The organism is Marimonas arenosa, assembly GCF_030848945.1.
In the GTDB taxonomy this organism is placed as follows: Bacteria; Pseudomonadota; Alphaproteobacteria; order Rhodobacterales; family Rhodobacteraceae; genus Marimonas; species Marimonas arenosa.
This window is the reverse complement of the sequence record NZ_JANHAX010000001.1, coordinates 951,005-971,322: the sequence shown is the minus strand read 5'-3', so window position 1 is coordinate 971,322 and position 20,318 is coordinate 951,005. Positions and strand designations below refer to the sequence as shown.

At 64.6% G+C, this 20,318-nt stretch carries 19 protein-coding genes and 1 pseudogene; 13 read left to right on the top strand and 7 right to left on the bottom strand.

Features of this window, described 5'->3' with window-relative positions; translation table 11 throughout:
* Positions 1-60: 60 nt before the first annotated feature.
* From NO357_RS04760 to NO357_RS04750, 3 genes are all read right to left on the bottom strand, one after another.
* Entirely contained in the window at positions 61-204 is a 144-nt protein-coding gene (locus NO357_RS04760; protein WP_306734461.1) for a hypothetical protein, read from the bottom strand.
* Between the two features lie 30 nt (positions 205-234).
* Complete coding sequence (locus NO357_RS04755; RefSeq protein WP_306734460.1) at positions 235-1,818, bottom strand: SMP-30/gluconolactonase/LRE family protein; 1,584 nt, start codon at positions 1,816-1,818, stop codon at positions 235-237.
* A 265-nt stretch (positions 1,819-2,083) separates the two neighbouring features.
* Positions 2,084-2,893 (bottom strand): division plane positioning ATPase MipZ, encoded by an 810-nt coding sequence (locus NO357_RS04750; protein ID WP_306734459.1) that lies wholly within the window; start codon positions 2,891-2,893, stop codon positions 2,084-2,086.
* 356 nt (positions 2,894-3,249) lie between these two features.
* On the opposite strand from NO357_RS04750, the gene NO357_RS04745 reads away from it, so the two are divergent.
* From NO357_RS04745 to NO357_RS04720, 6 genes are all read left to right on the top strand, one after another.
* Entirely contained in the window at positions 3,250-4,263 is a 1,014-nt protein-coding gene (locus NO357_RS04745) for a C4-dicarboxylate TRAP transporter substrate-binding protein (protein ID WP_306734458.1), read from the top strand.
* Between the two features lie 67 nt (positions 4,264-4,330).
* Positions 4,331-4,978, top strand: a complete 648-nt coding sequence (locus NO357_RS04740; protein WP_306734457.1) for a TRAP transporter small permease subunit — start codon at positions 4,331-4,333, stop codon at positions 4,976-4,978.
* On the top strand, positions 4,965-6,365 hold the full coding sequence (locus NO357_RS04735) for a TRAP transporter large permease (RefSeq protein WP_306734456.1): 1,401 nt from the start codon (positions 4,965-4,967) through the stop codon (positions 6,363-6,365). Before NO357_RS04740 ends, NO357_RS04735 begins: the two co-directional genes overlap by 14 nt.
* 58 nt (positions 6,366-6,423) lie before the next feature.
* Complete coding sequence (gene dusA, locus NO357_RS04730; RefSeq protein WP_306734455.1) at positions 6,424-7,428, top strand: tRNA dihydrouridine(20/20a) synthase DusA; 1,005 nt, start codon at positions 6,424-6,426, stop codon at positions 7,426-7,428.
* Between the two features lie 99 nt (positions 7,429-7,527).
* Positions 7,528-8,346 carry a sulfite exporter TauE/SafE family protein gene (locus NO357_RS04725; RefSeq protein WP_306734454.1) on the top strand — a complete coding sequence of 273 codons (819 nt, stop codon included), beginning with the start codon at positions 7,528-7,530 and terminating at the stop codon, positions 8,344-8,346.
* Complete coding sequence (locus NO357_RS04720) at positions 8,340-9,116, top strand: hypothetical protein (protein ID WP_306734453.1); 777 nt, start codon at positions 8,340-8,342, stop codon at positions 9,114-9,116. The genes NO357_RS04725 and NO357_RS04720 overlap by 7 nt, the downstream gene beginning before the upstream one ends.
* Positions 9,117-9,136: 20 nt before the next feature.
* Here NO357_RS04720 and NO357_RS04715 read toward each other — a convergent pair whose 3' ends face one another.
* From NO357_RS04715 to ccmI, 3 genes and pseudogenes are all read right to left on the bottom strand, one after another.
* Positions 9,137-9,367 (bottom strand): DUF1289 domain-containing protein, encoded by a 231-nt coding sequence (locus NO357_RS04715; protein ID WP_306734452.1) that lies wholly within the window; start codon positions 9,365-9,367, stop codon positions 9,137-9,139.
* Positions 9,364-9,828, bottom strand: coding sequence for a Holliday junction resolvase RuvX (gene ruvX, locus NO357_RS04710; protein ID WP_306734451.1), 465 nt, complete (start codon positions 9,826-9,828; stop codon positions 9,364-9,366). Before ruvX ends, NO357_RS04715 begins: the two co-directional genes overlap by 4 nt.
* Before the next feature lie 320 nt (positions 9,829-10,148).
* Positions 10,149-11,369: pseudogene (gene ccmI / locus NO357_RS04705) on the bottom strand (c-type cytochrome biogenesis protein CcmI); the annotation flags it as partial.
* A 191-nt stretch (positions 11,370-11,560) separates the two neighbouring features.
* Between ccmI and NO357_RS04700 the strand changes: the two are divergent.
* From NO357_RS04700 to NO357_RS04675, 6 genes are all read left to right on the top strand, one after another.
* Complete coding sequence (locus NO357_RS04700; RefSeq protein ID WP_306734449.1) at positions 11,561-12,805, top strand: sarcosine oxidase subunit beta family protein; 1,245 nt, start codon at positions 11,561-11,563, stop codon at positions 12,803-12,805.
* A gap of 136 nt (positions 12,806-12,941) precedes the next feature.
* Positions 12,942-13,271 (top strand): sarcosine oxidase subunit delta, encoded by a 330-nt coding sequence (locus NO357_RS04695; RefSeq protein ID WP_306734448.1) that lies wholly within the window; start codon positions 12,942-12,944, stop codon positions 13,269-13,271.
* On the top strand, positions 13,268-16,303 hold the full coding sequence (locus NO357_RS04690; RefSeq protein ID WP_306734447.1) for a sarcosine oxidase subunit alpha family protein: 3,036 nt from the start codon (positions 13,268-13,270) through the stop codon (positions 16,301-16,303). The genes NO357_RS04695 and NO357_RS04690 overlap by 4 nt, the downstream gene beginning before the upstream one ends.
* The gene (locus tag NO357_RS04685) at positions 16,296-16,865 is read left to right on the top strand and encodes a sarcosine oxidase subunit gamma (protein ID WP_306734446.1); all 570 of its coding nucleotides are present in this window, start codon (positions 16,296-16,298) and stop codon (positions 16,863-16,865) included. Before NO357_RS04690 ends, NO357_RS04685 begins: the two co-directional genes overlap by 8 nt.
* 113 nt (positions 16,866-16,978) lie before the next feature.
* Positions 16,979-17,392, top strand: coding sequence for a hypothetical protein (locus NO357_RS04680; protein ID WP_306734445.1), 414 nt, complete (start codon positions 16,979-16,981; stop codon positions 17,390-17,392).
* A 172-nt stretch (positions 17,393-17,564) separates the two neighbouring features.
* Positions 17,565-18,167 carry a superoxide dismutase gene (locus NO357_RS04675; protein ID WP_306734444.1) on the top strand — a complete coding sequence of 201 codons (603 nt, stop codon included), beginning with the start codon at positions 17,565-17,567 and terminating at the stop codon, positions 18,165-18,167.
* A gap of 55 nt (positions 18,168-18,222) precedes the next feature.
* Here the strand turns inward: NO357_RS04675 and NO357_RS04670 are convergent, their stop codons facing one another.
* Positions 18,223-18,789 carry an LOG family protein gene (locus NO357_RS04670; protein ID WP_306734443.1) on the bottom strand — a complete coding sequence of 189 codons (567 nt, stop codon included), beginning with the start codon at positions 18,787-18,789 and terminating at the stop codon, positions 18,223-18,225.
* Positions 18,790-18,898: 109 nt separating this feature from the next.
* On the opposite strand from NO357_RS04670, the gene NO357_RS04665 reads away from it, so the two are divergent.
* Positions 18,899-20,302 carry a LysM peptidoglycan-binding domain-containing protein gene (locus NO357_RS04665; RefSeq protein WP_306734442.1) on the top strand — a complete coding sequence of 468 codons (1,404 nt, stop codon included), beginning with the start codon at positions 18,899-18,901 and terminating at the stop codon, positions 20,300-20,302.
* The last annotated feature ends 16 nt before the right edge of the window (positions 20,303-20,318 follow it).

Genomic DNA, 20,318 nt, shown 5'->3' with positions numbered 1-20,318 from the left:
ACATTTCCACCCGATCAGTTCAGCATCCGTCCGGCTATGCGTAGGCAACGTCGCGTAGGTTCAAAAATCCACCGTCACGCCCGGCCGGTCGAGCGCTTTCATCAGATCGCGCAGTTCCGAGCGGGCGGAGACGTTGGAAATGCTGATCTGCCCGACGCGGATGTTCTTGAGGTTGAAACATCCGAGATCACGCCAGTATCGCATACCGGGTTCGACCCCCTCAGTCCGGCCGCGTTACTTCACGGGCTGTTCCCATTCCAGCGCATCGCCGAGCCGTTGACCGGCTTGCGTGCCAGCACGCGCGCTGATCACCTCGCCGGATTTCGAACCGACGACCTGAAGCAAGCCGGCGAACGGCAGACCCTTCACGGTGGCTTCCGGGCCGCCGAGTAGGATTTCCGGTTGCCCGTCGCCATCAATATCGTCGCTGAAGGCGACGTGGATCTGCCGTTGCGCGAAGAGCGCCTTGTCGAGCGGCATCTGCGCCACGAGCTTGCTGCCGCGGAACCGAAGCAGCCGCTGTGTCGACACCACAGCGACGAGATCGCCGCGCACGTCCATGTCCTGGCCAAGCAACTCTGCGTCGGTTTCGCCGTCGATGCGCGCAATGACCTTACCCGCGGCATTGAAGAAGATGACGGCGCCGCTGTCTTCGCGCTTGGCATTGGCCAGCGGGGCGGTGACCACGAAGAGCTCGGTTTCGGCATCGCCCACGGGGGCACCGGCCTTGAAGAAGCCGTCCTTCGCCGTCATCCCCAGTGCGGCGCGGCTGAAGCTGATGGCGATTTCGCTGCGCGGGTCGTTGATGAAGGCGCGGTCCCAGTCTTCGTTGACCCTGGGATCGCACATCTTGGCCGGGCCAAAGCAGGGCGGGCAGGGCAGGCATTCGACAAGGAACAGGTTGTCGGGCCATCTGGGCGGCCCGCTTGGACGACGTCGGCCTGGGGCGAACGGAATCCGCTCATCATCCATATGTTCGATTGCCAGCAGAGAGATCGGTTCCAATGACACGCCCGTTGTACGATATTCGCCCGTCGCGGTGTCAATCCAGTAGAGGCTCAACGGCAAAACATACGGGTCAAACATGCTCGCCAGAAGGTCGCCATATGGTGTGAAAGTGATCCGGAAGTTGGGTGACGACGGCGGGAGGCCTCCAGGAAAATAGTCCTCTTCATTCACATCGCGCACGACGCCCGTTGTCGTGTCGATTTCGACCAGCCCGCGGTGGACATCCCAGCCGTAGAGCGCGCCGGAGTCATGCGAAAAGTCGATGCTGAGGAATCTGCTTTCGAAATCCTGGATGATACGGTGTTCCGCCCGCCCGGTATCGGGGTTGAGGCGCCAAAGGGCGTTGCCGGCCCGACGTTCGCCATCGATTCGGGTAATGAAATACTCGATGGCATAAAGCTCGTCATTCTCGGAATAGGCAATATCGGAAATGATTGAGTGCGAGACCTCGGGGTCGTTTTCGATGCCGATCGGGCCGACGATTTCGCCCGTCAATCTGTCCGGATCGCTTGGATCCGGGACGATTCGGATCAGGTGCGGCTCCATCGGCGTCGCCGGCGGTTCAAAAGGCGTGCCGGCATTGACGGCATACATCGACCCCCTGTGCCGCTTGGCCAGGCCGGTTATGTCGCAAATGTCGATCTCGCCGATTGGCGCGTATGTGCCAAGGCGTTCGTCGATCTGGTACAGGATCGTTGGTCCCGCCTCGCCGGTCTCCCAGCAGTTTGAAGCGCCAAGCGTGCGGGCTTCGGCAACGCCAGCGCTGCCGAGCGCGAGCGACAGCGTGAAAAGAATGGACTTCGGTTTCATCTAGTACCTCCCACATCACCGGCCGGGGCGTCCTTTCTCGGGTCCGTGAAAGCCCTCGCTCAGGCGGATGCGCCTTCGATGCGGCGCGCCCTGAGTGTCGAAGGCTGTCAGATCGCCTCGGCGATATCTCACCTTTCCGCCGTGACGAACGGCCACCGGGCGGAGAGAATCGATCTAATAATAGGCGCGGTTCAATCACGCATTGAGCAAAATCAACTTTTGCGTGTCGTCTGGTCGGATTGAATGGGCGGGCCGAACCGTGCGGTCAGAAATCGACCGTCACGCCCGGCAGGTTCAGCGCCTTCATCAGGTCGCGCAGCTCCTGCCGGGCGGCGACGTTGGAGATGTTGAGCTGTTTGACCCCGATGTCCTTGAGATCGAGCAGGGTCAGGCCGCGGGGGAACAGTTCGCGGAAGATAACGCGTTCGTTGAAACCGGGCGCGATGCGAAAGCCGATGCGTTTGGACAGCTTTTGCAGCACGTGTTCCATCTTTTCCTTGTTGACCATGCGCTGGGCGCCGAGGCGGTTGCGGATCACCACCCAGTCGATCGGCTTCAACCCGGCTTGGGCGCGCAACTGGCGCGCCGACCAGACCATCTCGGAATAGACCGAGGGCCCGAGGATGGTTTCACCGTCGGAATCGACATGCGCCAGCAGGTCGAAATCGACGAAACTGTCGTTCAGGGGCGTGATCAGCGTGTCGGCCAGCGAATGCGCCACCTGGGAGAGCCGGGTGTGAGAACCGGGGCAGTCGATCAGGATGAAATCGTTGTCCGGGTCGAGCGTGGCGACGGCGGCGGACAGCCTGTGGTCGTAGATGTTTTCACCGGGTTTCAGTTTGGATTTGTCGATCTCGGGCAGGTCATGATAGTCGGGTCCGGGCAGGTCGAGCCCGGATTTCTGCAGGAAGCGGCGGCGGTTCTCGGCGTAGCGGCCGAAGGTTTTCTGGCGGAGGTCGAGGTCCAGCGCCGAGATCGAATGGCCCATCCGCGCCAGCGCCGTCGCAATATGCATCGACACGGTGGATTTGCCCGCGCCGCCCTTTTCGTTCCCCACCACGATTATATGTGCCATTGCCCGGCTCGCCCCTTGAAAACGCGTGTCTGCCCTGCACGCTTTGTCTTTGCGCGACACTATATGTTGTGGGAAGCGATTTGGAAAGCGGTAGAGCGCGGGCCGCGGCGCGCCTGTCGGGGCGTGGCTCGGCAACAGGCTCTCAACCCGTGAGATGGCGCCAGTCCCGCCCATCCCGCCGCGTCCGCACCGCCGCCGGGTCCGTGGACGCACCAGGCAGATGCCGGGTCCCAAAGCGCCAACTGACCGGTCAGCGCGGCGACGTTGCGTTTCAAGGGGTTGGCAGGGGCGGTGCGTCAAGCTAGGCTCCCGGATCAAGCGGCCCGGGGAGCGGCCGCACAATGGGAGATATTCATATGAACATGATGAAGACGGCCGCCGTGGCGGCTCTGGCTTTTGGTTTTGCCTCCGAGGCGATCGCAACCGAATGGAACGTGTCGGTCTGGGGCAAGCGGCGGGCCTTCACCGAGCATATCGAGAAACTGGCCGAACTGGTGAGCGAGAAAACAGGCGGCGAGTTCACCATGAACGTGAGCTATGGCGGGCTGTCCAAGCCGAAGGAGAATCTCGACGGAATTTCGATCGGCGCTTTCGAGATGGCGCAGTTCTGCGCCGGCTATCACCGTGACAAGAATCGCTCCATCACCGTGCTTGAATTGCCCTTCCTCGGGGTCGACAACCTCGCCGAAGAGGTGGCGGTGAGCCACGCGGTCTATGCCCACCCGGCGGTGGCCGAAGAGATGGCCCAGTGGAACGCGCGCATCCTGATGACCAGCCCGATGCCGCAATATAACCTTGTCGGCACCGGCGACCCGCGCGACACGCTGGACAAGATGAATGGTATGCGGGTGCGTGCCACCGGCGGCATCGGCGAAGCGTTCAAGGCCGTGGGCGGGGTGCCAACCTCGGTACCCGCTCCCGAGGCTTACCAGGCGATGGAATCGGGCGTGGTTGATACCGTGGCCTTTGCCCAGCATGCGCACCTGAGCTTCGGCACGATCAATCAGGCAACCTGGTGGACGGCGAACCTGAACCCCGGCACGGTCAATTGCCCGGTGGTGGTCAATATCGACGCTTATGAGTCGCTGACCGATGCTGAGCGAGAGGCGCTGGACAGCTCGATCGACGAGTCGATTACGCACTACCTCGACAATTACGGCAAACTTCTGGCCAAGTGGGACGAGGTGCTGGCCGAGAAGAACGTTCAGAAGGTGATGATCTCGGATGCGGAGCTCGAGAACTTCCGGGCGACGGCAGCCGGTCCGATCCGCGACCAGTGGATCACCGACATGAGCGCCCAGGGCCTGCCGGCACAGGAGCTCTATGATCTGCTGGTGAGCACGCTGGAAAAGACGCGCGCGGGTAACTGACGCGGGTGCATGCGAAGCGGGCCCCGGATTGCGGGGCCCCTTTTCCAATCGCTGACGGGGGGCAGGCATGGCAGGCGCATCGCCGGTCTTGGAAGACGGCTCGGTTCTGAGCTGGCTTGACCGCAAACTTCTGATCGTTGAGCGGTTCTTCGGACTGCTGGCGGGGCTTGCGATTTTTTCGCTGATGTTGCTCGCCGTGCGCTCGGTCGGGGGGCGGGTCACGCTGAACGCTCCGCTGCTGGGATATGTCGACTATATCGAGCAACTGATGCCGCTGATCGCAGTGCTGGCGGTGTCGTTTGCCCAGCGCGACGGCACCCATATCCGGATGGACCTGCTGGTCGAGCATCTGCGGGGACGGGCGCTGTGGCTGTTTGAGCTGATCGGCGTGCTGCTGATCCTGGTCCTGGTGGTGTTCCTGATCTGGGGCAGTTGGGCGCATTTCCAGCGCTCGTTCGATTTCGGTGCACCGCTGTGGAGCCGTGACAGCTCGACCGATATCGCCCTGCCGATCTGGCCCTCGAAACTAATGGTGCCGGTGGCATTTTCGGTCTTGGCGCTGCGGCTGCTGATCCAGGTCTATGGCTATGGCCGGGCATTGATCCTGGGGTTGGAGGCGCCGGCGGCGGTGCCGCTGGTGATGGACCCGGCAGCGCAGGCGGCGGCCGAAGCCGAAATGCTCGATGACGTGGAGGCAGCCGATGGACCCGATTGAGATCGGCCTGTGGGTGACCGGCGGCCTTCTGGTCTTGGTGGTAATCGGCATGCGCGTGGCTTTCGCCGCTGCGCTGGCCGGGCTGGTGGGGCTGTTCCTGATCTTCTGGTCGAAGAAGGGGTTCGACCCCGAGGATATCGGCTGGGCCGTGACGGTGGCGGCCAAGACCGCGGGGCAGGTGCCGCATTCCAAGGTGGCGTCGAACGCGCTGAGCCTGATCCCGACCTTTATCCTGATCGGCTATCTGGCCTACTACGCCGGGCTGACGCGAGCGCTGTTCGAAGCAGCGAAAAAGTGGCTCGCGTGGTTGCCGGGGGGCTTGGCCGTGTCCACCGTGTTCGCCACAGCAGGGTTCGCGGCGGTCAGCGGCGCCAGCGTGGCGACAGCGGCGGTGTTTGCCCGTATCGCCATCCCGGAGATGCTGAAGATCAACTACAACAAGCAGTTCGCCGCGGGAGTCGTGGCCGCCGGCGGCACGTTGGCGAGCCTGATCCCGCCTTCGGCGATCCTGGTGATCTATGCCATCATCGTCGAGCAGGACGTCGGCAAGCTCTTGCTGGCAGGCTTCGTGCCGGGGGCGTTTTCGGCGCTGGTCTATGGCGTGCTGATCGTCGGCATCGCAGTGATCTTCAAATCGGTCGGCCCGCCCGTGGGCGGCTTCACCTGGCGCGAGCGCTTTGCCGCACTACCACCGGCGCTGCCGATCCTGGCGGTTGTGATCATCATCATCTTCTTTGTCTACAACCCGTTCGGCGAAAAGGCCTGGGGCACCCCGACCGAGGGCGGCGCCATCGGCGCCTTCATCGTGTTCTGCATGGCGCTGTATCGCGGCATGCGCTGGAAGCAGCTGAAAGCGGCCTTGCTGGAGACCGCGAAGCTCACGGTGATGATTTTCTCGATCATCTGGGGGGTGCTGATCTATGTCCGCTTCCTCGGCTTCGCCGATCTGCCCGGCGCGTTTTCCGACTGGATCACGTCGCTCGAGATGTCACCGATGCTGATCCTGATCTGCATCCTGCTGGCCTATGCCGTCCTCGGCATGTTCATGGATGCGATCGGCATGCTGCTTCTGACGCTGCCAGTGGTCTATCCGGCAGTGATGGCGCTGAATGGCGGCGAGGCGGTGAGCGCGGCCGACAGCGCCTTCGGCATGTCGGGGCCGATGTGCGCGATCTGGTTCGGGATCCTGGTAGTGAAGATGGCCGAGTTCTGCCTGATCACCCCGCCGATCGGTCTCAACTGCTTTGTCGTGGCCGGGGTGCGCGAGGATCTGACGGTGCAGGACGTGTTCAAGGGAGTGACGCCATTCTTCATCGCCGATGCGGTGACCATCGCCGGCTTGATAGCCTTTCCCCAGATCGTGCTCTGGCTTCCATCGCTGGCGTAGGAGAGGGAGAGCACCGTGGACATTGGCAGCCGGCTCCGCGCGCTCTATATCGCGGTGCATGGCGGATTTTGAACGGATAAGGCGGGCGGCCCGGTTAAGCGTGGCCCCGATGATGGATTGGACCGATCGGCATTGCCGGTTCTTCCACCGACAGCTGAGCCGCGAGGCGTTGCTTTACACCGAGATGGTGACAGCGCCGGCGCTGGTTCGGGGCAGGGCGCTGCATCTGCTCGAGCATTCGCCGGAGGAGCACCCGGTGGCGCTGCAGTTGGGTGGGTCGGACCCGGCGGAACTGGCGCAGGCGGCACGGCTGGGCGAAGCGGCCGGATATGACGAGATCAATCTCAATGTCGGCTGTCCCAGCGACCGGGTGCAGTCGGGCACCTTCGGCGCGGTCTTGATGCGCGATCCGAAGCTGGTGGCCGACTGCTGCGCGGCGATGCTCGAAACGGCGGATGTCGAGGTCACGGTCAAGTGCCGGATCGGGGTCGATGAACAGCAGCCCGCGGAGCTGCTGCCCGCTTTCCTCGAAACGGTGGCCGCGGCAGGCGTGTCGCGCTTCATCATCCATGCGCGCAAGGCCTGGCTCGAGGGGTTAAGCCCGAAGGAGAACCGGGACATTCCACCACTAGACTACGACCTGGTGTTGGAGACGAAACATCGGTTTCCCGATCTGCATATCTCGATCAATGGCGGCATCACCTCGCTCGCCGCCGCGAAAGGGTTTCTTGAGGCCGGGCTGGACGGGGTGATGATCGGGCGGGCGGCCTATCACCATCCCACCGACATCCTGGCGCGGGCCGACAGGGACATTTTCGGCCGGGATCACGTCGCCGATCCGGTCGCCGTGGCCCAGGCGATGCTGCCTTATATCGAAGCACATCTGGCCGCCGGCGGAAAACTGGGGCAGGTGACGCGGCATATGCTGGGGTTGTTTGCAGGCCGGCCAGGCGCGCGGGCGTGGCGGCGCCTGCTGTCGGAAGGCGCACACAGGCCGGGGGCGGGGCCGGAGCTGGTGCAGGAGGCCCTGGCTCACGTGACGGCGGTGCGCGGCGCGGTCTGAGCGACGGGCGGCGGCAAGACGCAACGGTCGACGGCCCGACGCCTTTCCCTTGCGCCTGCCACCATGTAAGCCTGTCCGGGAAGAGCGAGGGAGCGCGCAATGCCGGATACGTCCTTGTTGCTGGCGATGGCGGGGCTGCTGGCGGTGATCGGCGGGATTGCCGGTGTGCTGGCAGGCCTGCTGGGCGTCGGTGGCGGCATCGTCCTCGTGGTCGCTTTCTTCTATGCCTTCCAGACGCTGGGTTTCGACAGCGGGATGCTGATGCAGGTGTGTCTGGCAACCTCGCTGGCGACGATTATCGTGACGTCGATGCGCTCTGTGTTGGCCCATCATCGCAAGCGGGCGGTTGATTGGACCATCCTGCGCGGCTGGGCACCGGGGATCATGGTGGGCGCGGTTCTGGGCATGCTGGCGGCGGCCTATTTGCGGTCGTCGACGCTGCAGGGAATCTTCGGAGGCCTGGGGCTGCTCGTGGCGTCGTACATTGCCTTCGGGCGGCAGCATTGGCGGCTGGGTGACGAGATGCCCACGGGCGTCCGGCGGGCTGCGGTGTCGCCGGTGGTGGGGTTCCTGTCGGTGTTGATGGGGATCGGCGGGGGCAGTTTCGGAGTGCCGCTGATGACGCTGTATGGCACACCAATTCACCGCGCCGTCGCCACGGCCGCCGGATTTGGTGTGATCATCGCGGTGCCGTCGGTGATCGGGTTTCTGTTCCTGCGGATCGAGGATGCGCCGCCCTGGACGGTCGGGGCGGTGAACCTGCCTGCCTTCGCCATTGTGATCGCGATGACGCTGATCACCACGCCATGGGGGGTGAAGCTCGCCCATGCGATGGATCCGAAGCCTCTTAAACGCGTGTTTGCCGCATTCCTGGCGGTGATGGCGATTAACATGCTGCGCAAGGCGCTGGGGTGGTAGAAGCGTTTCGACACCATGGCTATGCCCGGTTCGGGAGCGACCCGGACCTGACCCGATGGGCCGCGGCGGCCCGCCCCCATGCCGACGCCGCTCTGGCAGACCCGGATCAGCGGGCGCGGTGGCTGGTCTGCCAGGGGACGTGGTTCGTGGGCGTGGATGCCTTGCCCAACGCAGTGGACGGAGCGATCGACGGCGTGGCGCTGCGTGGCGCGGCGGTGACCTTTGCCCAAGGCTTGTTCGGGGCGCTGCCGTTGCACCTGGCCCAGGTTTCGGTGGTTCTGCCAGGCTATCCGAAACCGCGCAAAGGCGAAAGCGAGCCAGCGTTTCGCTATCGGGTGATACGCGATGCGGCGCATCTTGACGGGATCAAGGCGTTCGGCTCTGAGCGAGAGCGGCGGATCGACGAACTGCATGGCTGGATCCTGTGCCTCCCGCTGAACGACGCCGGGCCGGGCGCAAGCCCGATGGTGGTCTGGGAGGGTAGTCATGAGGTGATGCGGCGGCGCCTGTTACAGGCGCTGAACGGTGTGCCGGAGGCTGCATGGCCCCGGGTCGACCTGACTGCGGTCTACCAGGCAGCGCGGCGCGAGGTGTTCGAGACCTGCCGGCGGGTGGAATTGCCGGCCATGCCCGGGGAGGCCTATCTTTTGCACCGGCTGTGCCTGCACGGCGTGGCGCCATGGCGGGACGGGCCGACAGAGGGACGGATGGTGGCCTATTTCCGGCCCGAGTTGCCGGGCGGTCCGGCGGACTGGTTGGGGCTGGACTGAGCCCAGGGCTATGCCGGGATTCAGCGCGCCAGGCGGGCGGCGCGGCCGCCGCGGCGCCTGGAGAGGCGCGTCGCGCGCGACGGCAGCTCGGCCATGATCGCGCGGCGCTGTTCGGGCGACAGGCGGGACCAGAGCGCGATTTCGTCGCGTGAGCGGTGGCACCCCGTGCACAACCCTTCCTCGGGATGAAGCACGCAGATTTTCACGCAGGGCGACTCGATTTCGTCGCGTTTCCAGATGTCGTCGCTCATAGATGCCTCAGCCGGTCCAGTAACCCCTGCAGGATATAGGAGGCGGCGACGTGGTCGATCACCTCGCTGCGACGTTTTCGGGTCGTATCCGCCTCGAGCAGCGCCCGTTCGGCGGCGACGGTCGAGAGACGTTCGTCCCAGAAGGTGATGGGAAGGTCGGTGAGCCGTGACAGGTTGCGGGCAAAGGCGCGGGTCGACTGGCAGCGGGGACCTTCGGAGCCGTCCATGTTGCGCGGAAGGCCGAGGACGATGCCGCAGAGACCGCGCTTCGCGATGATCGCGAGAAGTTGTTTCGCATCGACGCCGAATTTCTTGCGGCGGATGGTGTCGAGCGGGCTTGCCACGCTGCGCAATCCATCAGAGACGGCGACGCCGATGGTCCGATCGCCCAGATCGAGCCCGATGAGCGCGCCGGAGGGCGGCAGGACAGCCGCGAAATCTTCGACCGCCTCGACGATCATGGTTGCAGGCCGGCGCGCTGGGCAGCGGCCTCGATCGTTGCGCGTGCGGTATCATCCTCGCCATGCGCGGCAAGCGCTGCATCATAGGCCGCCCGCGCCGCCTCAAGGTCGCCGAGGATGGCCTGCGAAGTGATCAGCCGGACCCATTCCTGTGCGCTGCCGCCGTCTTCGGCCAGTCTCTCGGAGAGCTGGCTGACCATGCCGCGGATCATCTCCTGACGTTCTTCGGCGCTCATCTCGGCGGCATTGGCAATGTCGTCCCGGGACGGACCAGTCAGGCCGCCATCGGGGGGCAGGGCGGGGGAGGTGGCATCCGCGCTGTCAACCAGACCGGCCCGCACCGCGCCCGCCCGGACGATGTCGAGTGCGCCGGGTTCGGCAGCAAAGACCTGCTGTGCCTCGTCCCAGATGGCGCGGGCCCGTTCGGTGTCCCCGAGAACGCCGAGCCCACCGATGAGCTGGGCCCATTCCTGCGGCGTGCCGCCTTCGGTGGCGAGGCGTTCGTTCAGCCGGGCGACCATGCCATGGATCATTTCGCGGCGTTCTTCCGGGGTCATGTTGGCTGCCGCGGCCATGTCGTCGGCCGAGGGTCCTGCCAACTGCTGCGGTTCGGGCGGCGTGTAGTCCACCCCGGCACGCCAGGCGAGTTCCTCGATCTGGTCGCGGATCACGGGAATCCAGGGCGCAGTTTCAGGGCCTTCCTCGAGCAGCCGTTTCCAGAACCGGAAAGCGATGTCGGGGCGGTCGTTCTGGATCAGCATGAGCCCGGTATAGTAGCGCGCAGGCTGGTTGCCCGGGTCCTTTTCAAGCGCGGCGCGCAGGGCGTCCTCGGCTTCGGGGGAGACATACCCCTCGGCGGCCGAGATCAGCAGCTCGGCGAGAACCGCATGGTCGATGGCGGCAGCTTGCTCGCCCTTGATCCGGATCACGTCACGCTGCGCCGCGTACGCGGCTTTGAAATTGCCGAGCGAGGCTTCGTTGCGCGCCAGCAGCAGGTGGCCCTGCAGATCGTCCGGCCGGTCTTTCACCGTCATGCGCAACTTTTCCATCAGCTCGGCGAATCTCGGATCGGGGTCGGCTGTCGGGGATGGCGGCAACTGGGCTTCGGCCTCGGCCTGGCTGAGGCGGCTTTGGCGCATCTCGTCCGACAGGGCGATCCGTGTCTTGAGCGGCAGGTCGCGGGCGCCGGGTTCGCCCAGCACCGGGTAAAGCGCGAAGGTTCCGCCCATCAGCGCGGCGACGACGATGGCGGACAGCGCCAGCGTGGCGCCGCGTGGCTGGGCGCTGCCGCTTTGGGCCTGTTGCAACTGGGCATCGGCGGCGAGCACGCGGCGGCCGACCTCGGCGCGGACGCGTTCGGCGTCCTCCTCACCGATCACGCCGCGGGCGAGATCGCGATCAACCTCTTTCAGCTGATCGCGGTAGACCCGCAGATCATAGGCCGCCGGGTGTTCGGCATCCGCCTTGCCGCGCAGGAGCGCGATCACCAGGAGGGCCGCCAACGCGACGGCCAGAGCGGCGGCTGTGATCCAGAAAATCATGGGCGGTCGGCCCCCCGTCACTTGATGCAGTTCGGGTTGATGTAATGCCGCTGTGCCGCCAGTGAAAGGGCAAATGCCGACGCCGACCCGAGATGTCGCAATTGCCGCTGATTGTGACGGATCGGAACGCGGGGTAAATTCATGGACGGGGCACACCACTGCCAGGACGCAAATTGCGGGGAATCGGTCCGATGAGACGCTATTCAGCCTTTGCCGTGGCGCGCGAAGCCGCCCGGTATCACAGCGGGTGGGAAAGGGCGTGGCGCTCGCCCGAACCCAAGAAGAGGTACGATGTGATTATCGTCGGTGCCGGCGGTCACGGGCTGGCCACGGCGTATTACCTTGGCAAAAATTTCGGCATCACCAACGTCGCGATCCTGGAAAAGGGCTGGCTGGGCGGCGGCAACACCGGCCGCAACACCACGATCATCCGTTCAAATTACCTGCAGGACCCGTCGGCGGCGATCTATGAAAAGGCGCGGTCGCTCTACGAGACCATGAGCCAGGACCTGAACTATAACGTGATGTTTTCGCCACGCGGCGTGCTGATGCTGGCGCAGACCGAGCACGAGGTGCGGGGATACAAGCGCACCGCGCATGCCAACCTGCTGCAAGGGGTGGAGACCGAGTTCGTCTCGCCGCAGCGGGTGAAGGAGTTGGTGCCGATCATCTCGCTCGACGGGCCGCGATACCCGGTGCTGGGCGGGCTGTGGCAGGCGCGCGGCGGCACCGGGCGGCATGATGCGGTGGCCTGGGGTTATGCCCGGGCGTGTTCCGACATGGGCATGGACATCCTCCAGAAATGCGAGGTCACCGGCATCCGGCAGGAGGGTGGCAAGGTTGTCGGTGTCGACACCACCAAGGGCACCATCGGCTGCGACAAGCTGGGCATCGTGGTGGCCGGCCATTCCGGCGTTCTGGCCGCGATGGCCGGGTTCCGGCTGCCGATTGAATCGGTTGCCTTGCAGGCGCTGGTCAGCGAGCCGATCAAGCCCTGCATGGACATCGTGGTGATGGCCAACACGGTGCACGGATACATGAGCCAGTCCGACAAGGGCGAGATGGTGATCGGCGGCGGCGCAGACGGGTACAACAACTATACCCAGCGAGGCAGCTTTCATCACATCGAGGAAACCGTGCGGGCGTTGGTCGAGACCTTCCCGATGATCTCGCGCCTCAAGATGCTGCGGCAATGGGGCGGGATCGTCGACATGACCGGGGACCGCTCGCCGATTTTGAGCAAGACGCCGGTGGAGGGCATGTTCATCAATTGCGGCTGGGGCACCGGCGGGTTCAAGGCGATCCCGGGCTCGGGCTGGGGCATGGCGGAGCTGATGGCCAAAGGGTCGTCACCCTTGACCGAGGAGTTCGGGCTGAACCGGTTTGCCGAGGGACGGTTCGTGGATGAATCTGTGGCTGCGGGAGTGGCGCATTGATGCGGCCTGACCTCACCACCAATCTGCCCGGGACGCTTGCGTTCCGGGCCGCGCCTGCCTGTCCCCCGGCAGGCGCGACAAGCGCGCCCGCCCAGGCAGGCGCGGCCCTCTGTGGTCACCAAGACGGGAGAGCAACATGCTGATCCTTGACTGCCCCTATTGCGGGGTCACGGCAGAAGAGACCGAATTCCACGGCGGCGGCGAGGCGCATCTCAAGCGGTTCGGGCCCGGATCGAGTGACGAGGATTTCGAGGGCTACCTGTTCCATCGCGAGAACCCAAGAGGCGTGCATTTCGAGCGCTGGCGCCATGTCAACGGCTGCGGCAAGTGGTTTCACGTCGCGCGGGACACCGCGACGCTGGAGGTGTTCGGCAGCTATTCGGCGCAGGTCACCGAGCCGCCGCAGGAGATCAGGGACGCCATCACTGCCAAGCGGCCTGGCTGGCGCTGGAGGGAATTCGCATGAGCACGCGTCTCAAGGAAGGCGGGCGGCGGATCGACCGCGCCAAACAAGTGGAATTCACCTTCAATGGCAAGCGGATGAGCGGTTTTGAAGGCGATACGCTGGCGGCGGCGCTTCTGGCCAACGATCAGGTGATGATGGGGCGCAGCTTCAAGTATCACCGGCCACGCGGCGTGGTGGCGAGCGGCGCGGAAGAGCCCAATGCGCTGGTGAACCTCGGCGAGGGCGGCAAGTTCGAGCCGAACCAGCGGGCGACGACGACCGAGATTTTCGACGGGTTGACGGCGGCCAGCCAGAACCACTGGCCCAGCCTCGATTTCGACGTGGGCGCGATCAATGCGAAGCTGAGCCGGTTCCTGCCGGCGGGGTTCTACTACAAGACCTTCATGTTCCCGCGCTTTGCCTGGAAGCACCTTTACGAGCCCATCGTCCGGCAGTCGGCCGGTCTGGGCCGGGTGCCCAAAGACCGCGACGCCGATACCTACGAGCACTATTACGCCTTCTTCGATGTCGTGGTGATCGGCGGCGGCGTGGCCGGTTTGATGGCCGCGAAATCGGCGGGCGAGGCCGGGGCGAAGGTGCTGCTGATGGAGCAGACGCCGCATTGGGGCGGCCGGGCGCCGGTGGATGGCGGCGAAGTGGACGGCAAGCCGGTCGAGGATTTCGTCGCCGCCACGGTGGCGGCGCTGGAAGCAATGGGCAACGTCACCCTGCGCACAAGGATGATGGGGGCGGGGGTCTATGACCATGGCTACATGCTGGGTTACCAGCGGCTGCGCGATCATGCGCCCGCGGCTAAGGGCCCGCGGCACCGGCTGTGGCGCATCCGGGCCGGGCGGATCGTGACGGCGACTGGCGCCATCGAGCGGCCGCTGAGCTTTGCCGGCAACGATGTGCCGGGGGTGATGCTGGCCAGCGCGGTGCGGGATTATGTCGTCGATTACGGGGTGAGCCCGGGCGACCGCGTGGTGGTGGTGACCAACAACGACGATGCCTATCGCACCGCGATCGCGGTGAAGGCGGCGGGGCTTTCGGTACCGGCGATCCTCGACGCCCGCGCGGGCGGTGGCGGGGCGCTGGCCGAGGAAGCCAAGGCGCAAGGTATCCGGGTGCTGAACGGCATGGGCGTCGCCAAGGTGCATGGCAAGAAGCGCGTCGAAGGCGTGGCGGTCTGCCGGCAGGCCGGGGAGGGCGCGGTCGAGGAAGAGATCGGCTGCGACGTGGTGGCGATGTCGGGCGGCTGGTCGCCGGTCGTGCACCTGTGGTCGCATTGCGGCGGCAAGCTGGTTTGGAATGACAAGTATGCGATGTTCCAACCCAATCCTGAGGCTTCACCGACCGGGGCGGACGGAGAGGGGTTCGTGTTGGCGGCAGGCGTTGCGGCTGGTGCGCAGACGGACACGGACTTCGAAGGGCTTGGCCTCTATGAAACGCTGCGAACGGCGGTCAGAGCTGGGACGCAGGCGGCTGCTGAACTGGGTTTCAAGACGCGGGACGTCGCGCTGCCAACCGTTTCGGAGCATGACGAGGTGGCGATGGAGCCGGTCTGGCTTATGCCGCAGGGCGCGGGCGCCAAGCTGCGGATGAAGGCCTGGCTGGATTACCAGAACGACGTGAAGGTCAGTGACGTGCAGCTGGCTGCGCGCGAGGGCTATGAAAGCGTCGAGCACACCAAGCGCTATACCACGCTTGGCATGGCGACGGATCAGGGCAAGCTGAGCAATATCAATGGCCTCGCCACCCTTGCGAATGCATTGGGTGAAGCCATTCCGCAGGTCGGCACCACCACCTTCCGGCCGCCTTACACGCCGATCTCGATGGGAGCGATCGCCGGCGAGGCGCGCGCCGAGACCTTCCAGCCGCTGCGGCGCACCCCGATGCATGACTGGCACGAGGAAAACGGCGCCCACTGGGAGCCGGTGGGCCAGTGGCGGCGGCCCTATTGCTATCCGCGCAAGGGCGAAAGTCACGCTGCGGCGGTGGCGCGCGAGGTGATGGCGACGCGCGACAGCCTCGGGCTGCTGGATGCCTCGACCCTGGGCAAGCTGGTGGTGAAGGGGCCGGATGCGGGGAAGTTTCTCGACATGCTCTACACCAACATGATGAGCACGCTGAAACCGGGGCGCTGCCGATACGGGCTGATGTGTTCCGAAAACGGGTTTCTGATCGACGACGGCGTGGTGGCGCGGATCGACGAGGACACCTTCCTGTGCCACACAACCACGGGCGGGGCCGAGCGCATCCATGCCCATATGGAAGAATGGCTGCAGACCGAATGGTGGGACTGGCAGGTCTACGTCGCCAACGTGACCGAGCAATATGCCCAGATCGCCGTGGTTGGCCCCAATGCCCGCAAGGTTCTGGAGAAGCTAACAGACGAGGATATCAGCGCCGAATCACTGCCGTTCATGGCCTGGAAAGATGTGACGCTGGACGGCGTCAACTCGCGAGTTTATCGTATATCCTTCTCGGGCGAGTTGAGCTATGAGATCGCCGTGCCTGCCAGCGTAGGTCGCGCTTTTTGGGGAAGGTTGCTGCAGGCCGGGGAAGAGTATGGCGTGACACCCTATGGCACCGAGGCGCTGCACGTGATGCGGGCCGAAAAAGGCTTTATCATGATCGGGGACGAGACCGACGGTACGGTCATCCCGCAGGATCTGGGGCTCAACTGGGCGATTTCCAAGAAGAAGGACGACTACCTGGGCAAGCGGGCGCAGGCGCGCAGTTTCATGGACAATCCCGACCGATGGCAGTTGGTGGGGCTTGAAACGGTCGATGGGTCGGCCCTGCCGGACGGAGCCTATGCGGTAGCCGAGGGCACCAACGCCAACGGCCAGCGCAACGTGCAGGGGCGGGTGACCTCGACCTACTTCTCGCCGACCCTGGGCAAGGGCATTGCCATGGGGCTGGTGCACAAGGGACCGGACCGGATGGGCGAAGTGCTCGATTTCCCGGGGACCGACGGGAAGACTTACAAGGCGAAGATCGTTGACCCGGTGTTCTATGACCGCGACGGGGAGAAGCAGAATGTCTGAGGCAGTCAGCGCATTGGCCGGCGCAGGTTTCGACGGGATCGCGCGGGTGGAAGAGGCCGGGCAGGTGGGCATGGTCACCCTGCGCGGTGATCTGGACAGCGCGGCGATGGTGAAGGCGGTGAAGACCGCAACCGACGCGGCGGTGCCGGGCCAGCGGGCAATCACCCGGGCGGGCGGCTATGCAGTGGCCTGGATGTCGCCGGATGAGTTGCTGATCACCTGCGATCACGACAAGGCGGATGCGGTCGTCAATTCGCTGGCCAAATCCCTGGCTGGCGCGCAGTTCCTGGCAGTCAACGTCTCGGACGCGCGCGCCGTGTTCGACGTCAGCGGGGCGCAGGCACGCGACGTTCTCGCCAAGCTGATGCCGGTGGATTTCTCCCGTGCGGCCTTCGGGCCGGACATCATCCGCCGCTCGCGGCTGGCGCAGGTGCCGGCGGCGGTATGGATGTCAGCAGATGACACCTTCCGCGTGGTCTGTTTCCGCTCCGTCGCGCGCTATCTCTTCGATGTACTGTGCATGGCAGCGCAGGACGGCAGCGAGGTGGGAGTGCTGGGCTGACATATTTTTCAAGTTTTACATGTATCAAGGCCTTCGCCTTCTGCTTGGTGTTGAAATTTTTTCTTACTAGCGGTTGTTCCAGAGTTTTTTTGAAGACACGAAAGGGCGAGGCTATGCGGATTTTCAAATCAGTATGTCTTTCGATGGCGGTTTGCCTTGCAGCGGCATCTGCAAATGCCGACGTCTATCAGTGTGATCGCATAAAGATGGGACGAGACGGTTGGATTTCGGAAGTGATTTTCTTTTCAATCGATGAGGCGAGCAATTCGGCGGCTATTCACGATGCTTACACGGAAGCCTTCCACGGTGGAGCGATGAAGGCGCAACTGGCTGAGGCCACAGCGAAGCGTTTTCGTGTGAAATGGACTGTCCGGAACGTCAAGACCAGCAACACTGGCGCGATTATTCCGCGTGTGCGGTACTCGGCGGTCCTTGATCGCAAAACGTTGAAACTATTCATCAACGCCACGCTGTCCGGGGCGGACAACAGACCATGGGGCGAAGCCCAGTGCAAAGTGCTCAAGTGACGCGCGTCCGATCCAGTGGGCGAAAGTTCCTTTTGTCGCCAGAAGTGGCGACCATCGGTTGCGTGAGACCGAGAAAATCCGTCGGGTTCTTGGCTTGACCCCTTGACCTTTGCCCGCCGCGGCCCCCATGTGAATGTCGATGGTAAAACGCGACAAACAGGGGGACTAACCCATGGCTTTCGAACTTCCCGATCTTCCCTACGCCCACGACGCTCTGGCCGGTAAAGGCATGAGCGCCGAGACGCTGGAATATCACCATGACCTGCACCACAAGGCTTATGTCGACAACGGCAACAAGCTGATCGCGGGCACCGAGTGGGAAGGCAAGAGTCTGGAAGACATCGTCAAGGGCACCTATCAGGGCGGCGCCGTGGCCCAGAACGGGATTTTCAACAACGCCAGCCAGCACTGGAACCACATGCAGTTCTGGGAAATGATGGGCCCCGGTGATGCCGGTATGCCCGGTGAGCTGGAAAAGGCGCTGACTGAGGCGTTCGGCTCGGTCGACAAGTTCAAGGAAGAGTTTTCTGCTGCCGGCGCAGGCCAGTTCGGCTCGGGCTGGTGCTGGCTGGTACAGAACGCTGATGGTTCGCTGGCGGTGACCAAGACCGAAAATGGCGTGAACCCGCTCTGCTTCAACCAGACCGCGCTCTTGGGCTGTGACGTGTGGGAGCATTCCTACTACATCGATTTCCGCAACAAACGCCCGGCCTATCTGACCAACTTCCTCGACAACCTGGTGAACTGGGAGAATGTCGCCGGCCGGATGAAGTGATCGGCTGATCTCGTCAAGACTTGCGGAGCGGCTGCCGGAGACGGCGGCCGCTTTTTCATTCGGCAAGGGCCGCGCGCAGGGCGTCGATGGCGGCCCTTGGCGTGGGAACGAGGTGGAGGAACCCTTTCAGCGAGGCATCGGCAAAGCCTTCGCCGATAACGTGATCGAGCAGCCCGGCCAGCGGATCCCAGTAAGCGTCGGTGTTCAAAAGTACGATCGGTTTGGCGTGCAGGCCGAGCTGGGCCCAGGTGAGTACCTCGAAGAACTCGTCGAGCGAGCCCGCGCCGCCGGGCAGCACCACGATGGCGTCGGAGTTCATGAACATGACCTTTTTGCGTTCATGCATGTTCTCGGTGACGACAAAGCGGGTAAGATCGCGTTTGCCGACCTCGAGCTGCATCAGGTGGACCGGGATCACCCCGAACGTGTCGCCCCCGGCGTTCTGCGCGGCACGGGCGACGGCGCCCATCAGACCGACATCGCCGGCACCGTAGACCAATCGCCACCCTTCGCGGGCCAGGGCAGTGCCGAAGTCCCTGGCTGCGGACATGTAGGCGGGTTTCTGGCCGGGGCGGGATCCGCAGTAGACGCAGACCGAAGGTTGGGGCGCGGGGATTGACATCGGGCGGGCTTTCCGGGCAGCGACAACGAGGTGTTTTGACCCGTGTTATCCTTGTTGCTAAAGAGGCTCAACCGCGCGAGCTGCCATGGCGCGGAGGGGAAGGAAAAATATGAGCGAACGGACTGGGCTGAGCGGCGCGCAAGGACTGATGCTGGCTGGGGTCGCGGCGTTGGCCGTGGCCGCAGGCGTAGCGTGGTATTCCGGGGCGTTCGCGCCCGGTGAAGAAGCATCGTCAGACGGCACGCCGGTAGCGGTTGCGGTGCCGAAGAAAAGCCCGGCGCCAGAAGACGATAGCGTGATCGCGCCGCCATCCGAGGCCGACACGGCCGGGCAGGCTGAAGACCCCGCACCGTCCGCCGAGAAGGTGATATCCGAGGCCCTTGCGACGGCGCTGGAGCGGGCCGGCGAGGGCTCGGCTGCGACCGAGGACACGGTCCTTGCCCCGCGCTCCCCTCGGTTTGATCTGGTGCGGGTCGAACCAGACGGCAGCACCACCGTGGCCGGGCGCGCCGAACCTGGTTCGGAGGTCACGATCGAACTGGACGGTCTGGCTGCCGCGCGTGTTGCTGCTGCCGGAGATGGGAGTTTCGTGCAGTTCCTGCAGCTTGAACCTTCGAACAATCCGCGGCGGATCCGCTTGCGCATGGCACTGGCGGATGGGACCGTCCTGTTTTCCGACGGCAGTGCGTTGATCGCGCCGATGCCGGCCGTCGTCCCGGTCGAACCGGCAAGCCCGCAAGCCGCACCGGACCAGCAGCAACCGACAGACATAGCAGAGGCGGAGACGCCGTCTCCGGCTGAGGCCGCCGATCCGGCGCCTGGGGCCATGTCGGAGGAGCCTGCCCCGGCGGCCCGTGCCGAGAGCGAGGTTGCGGCAGCGCCTGGCCCTCGCCCGGACCCGCAGCCCGCACCGGCGTCCGAGGCGCCGTCTGGCGATGCGCTGGCCTCGGCGGAGAACCCAGCCCCTGCGCCGCGGGCGCCGGCGGTGATCATTACCCGAAGCGACGGGGCCACCTTGGTGCAGCCGCCCGCGCCGGTCGGAGACACCATGCCGCCCGAAGTCATGAGCGCGGTGGCGCTCGACACCATCACCTATTCCGAAGAGGGCGAGGTCGAACTGTCCGGGCGCGGGCAGGGCAGCGGTTTCGTGCGGGTTTATGTCGACAACCGCCCCGTGACCACGTCACGGATTTCGCCCGACGGCAACTGGCGCACCGGGCTGCCGGACGTCGATACCGGTGTCTATACCCTGCGTGTGGACGAACTGGACGAAGAGGGCGAGGTGGTCAGCCGGGTGGAAACGCCCTTCAAGCGCGAAGCCCAGGAGGTGCTGGCCGAGGTCGGAACCGTGACCGCGATCACCGTGCAGCCCGGCAACACGCTCTGGGCGATCGCGCGCGATGCTTATGGCGAGGGTCTTCTTTACGTGCGGCTGTTCGAGGCCAATAAGGACCGGATCCGCGACCCCGACCTGATCTATCCCGGGCAGGTGTTCGATATTCCGCGCGACTGAGCATTCGGCTGCGGCA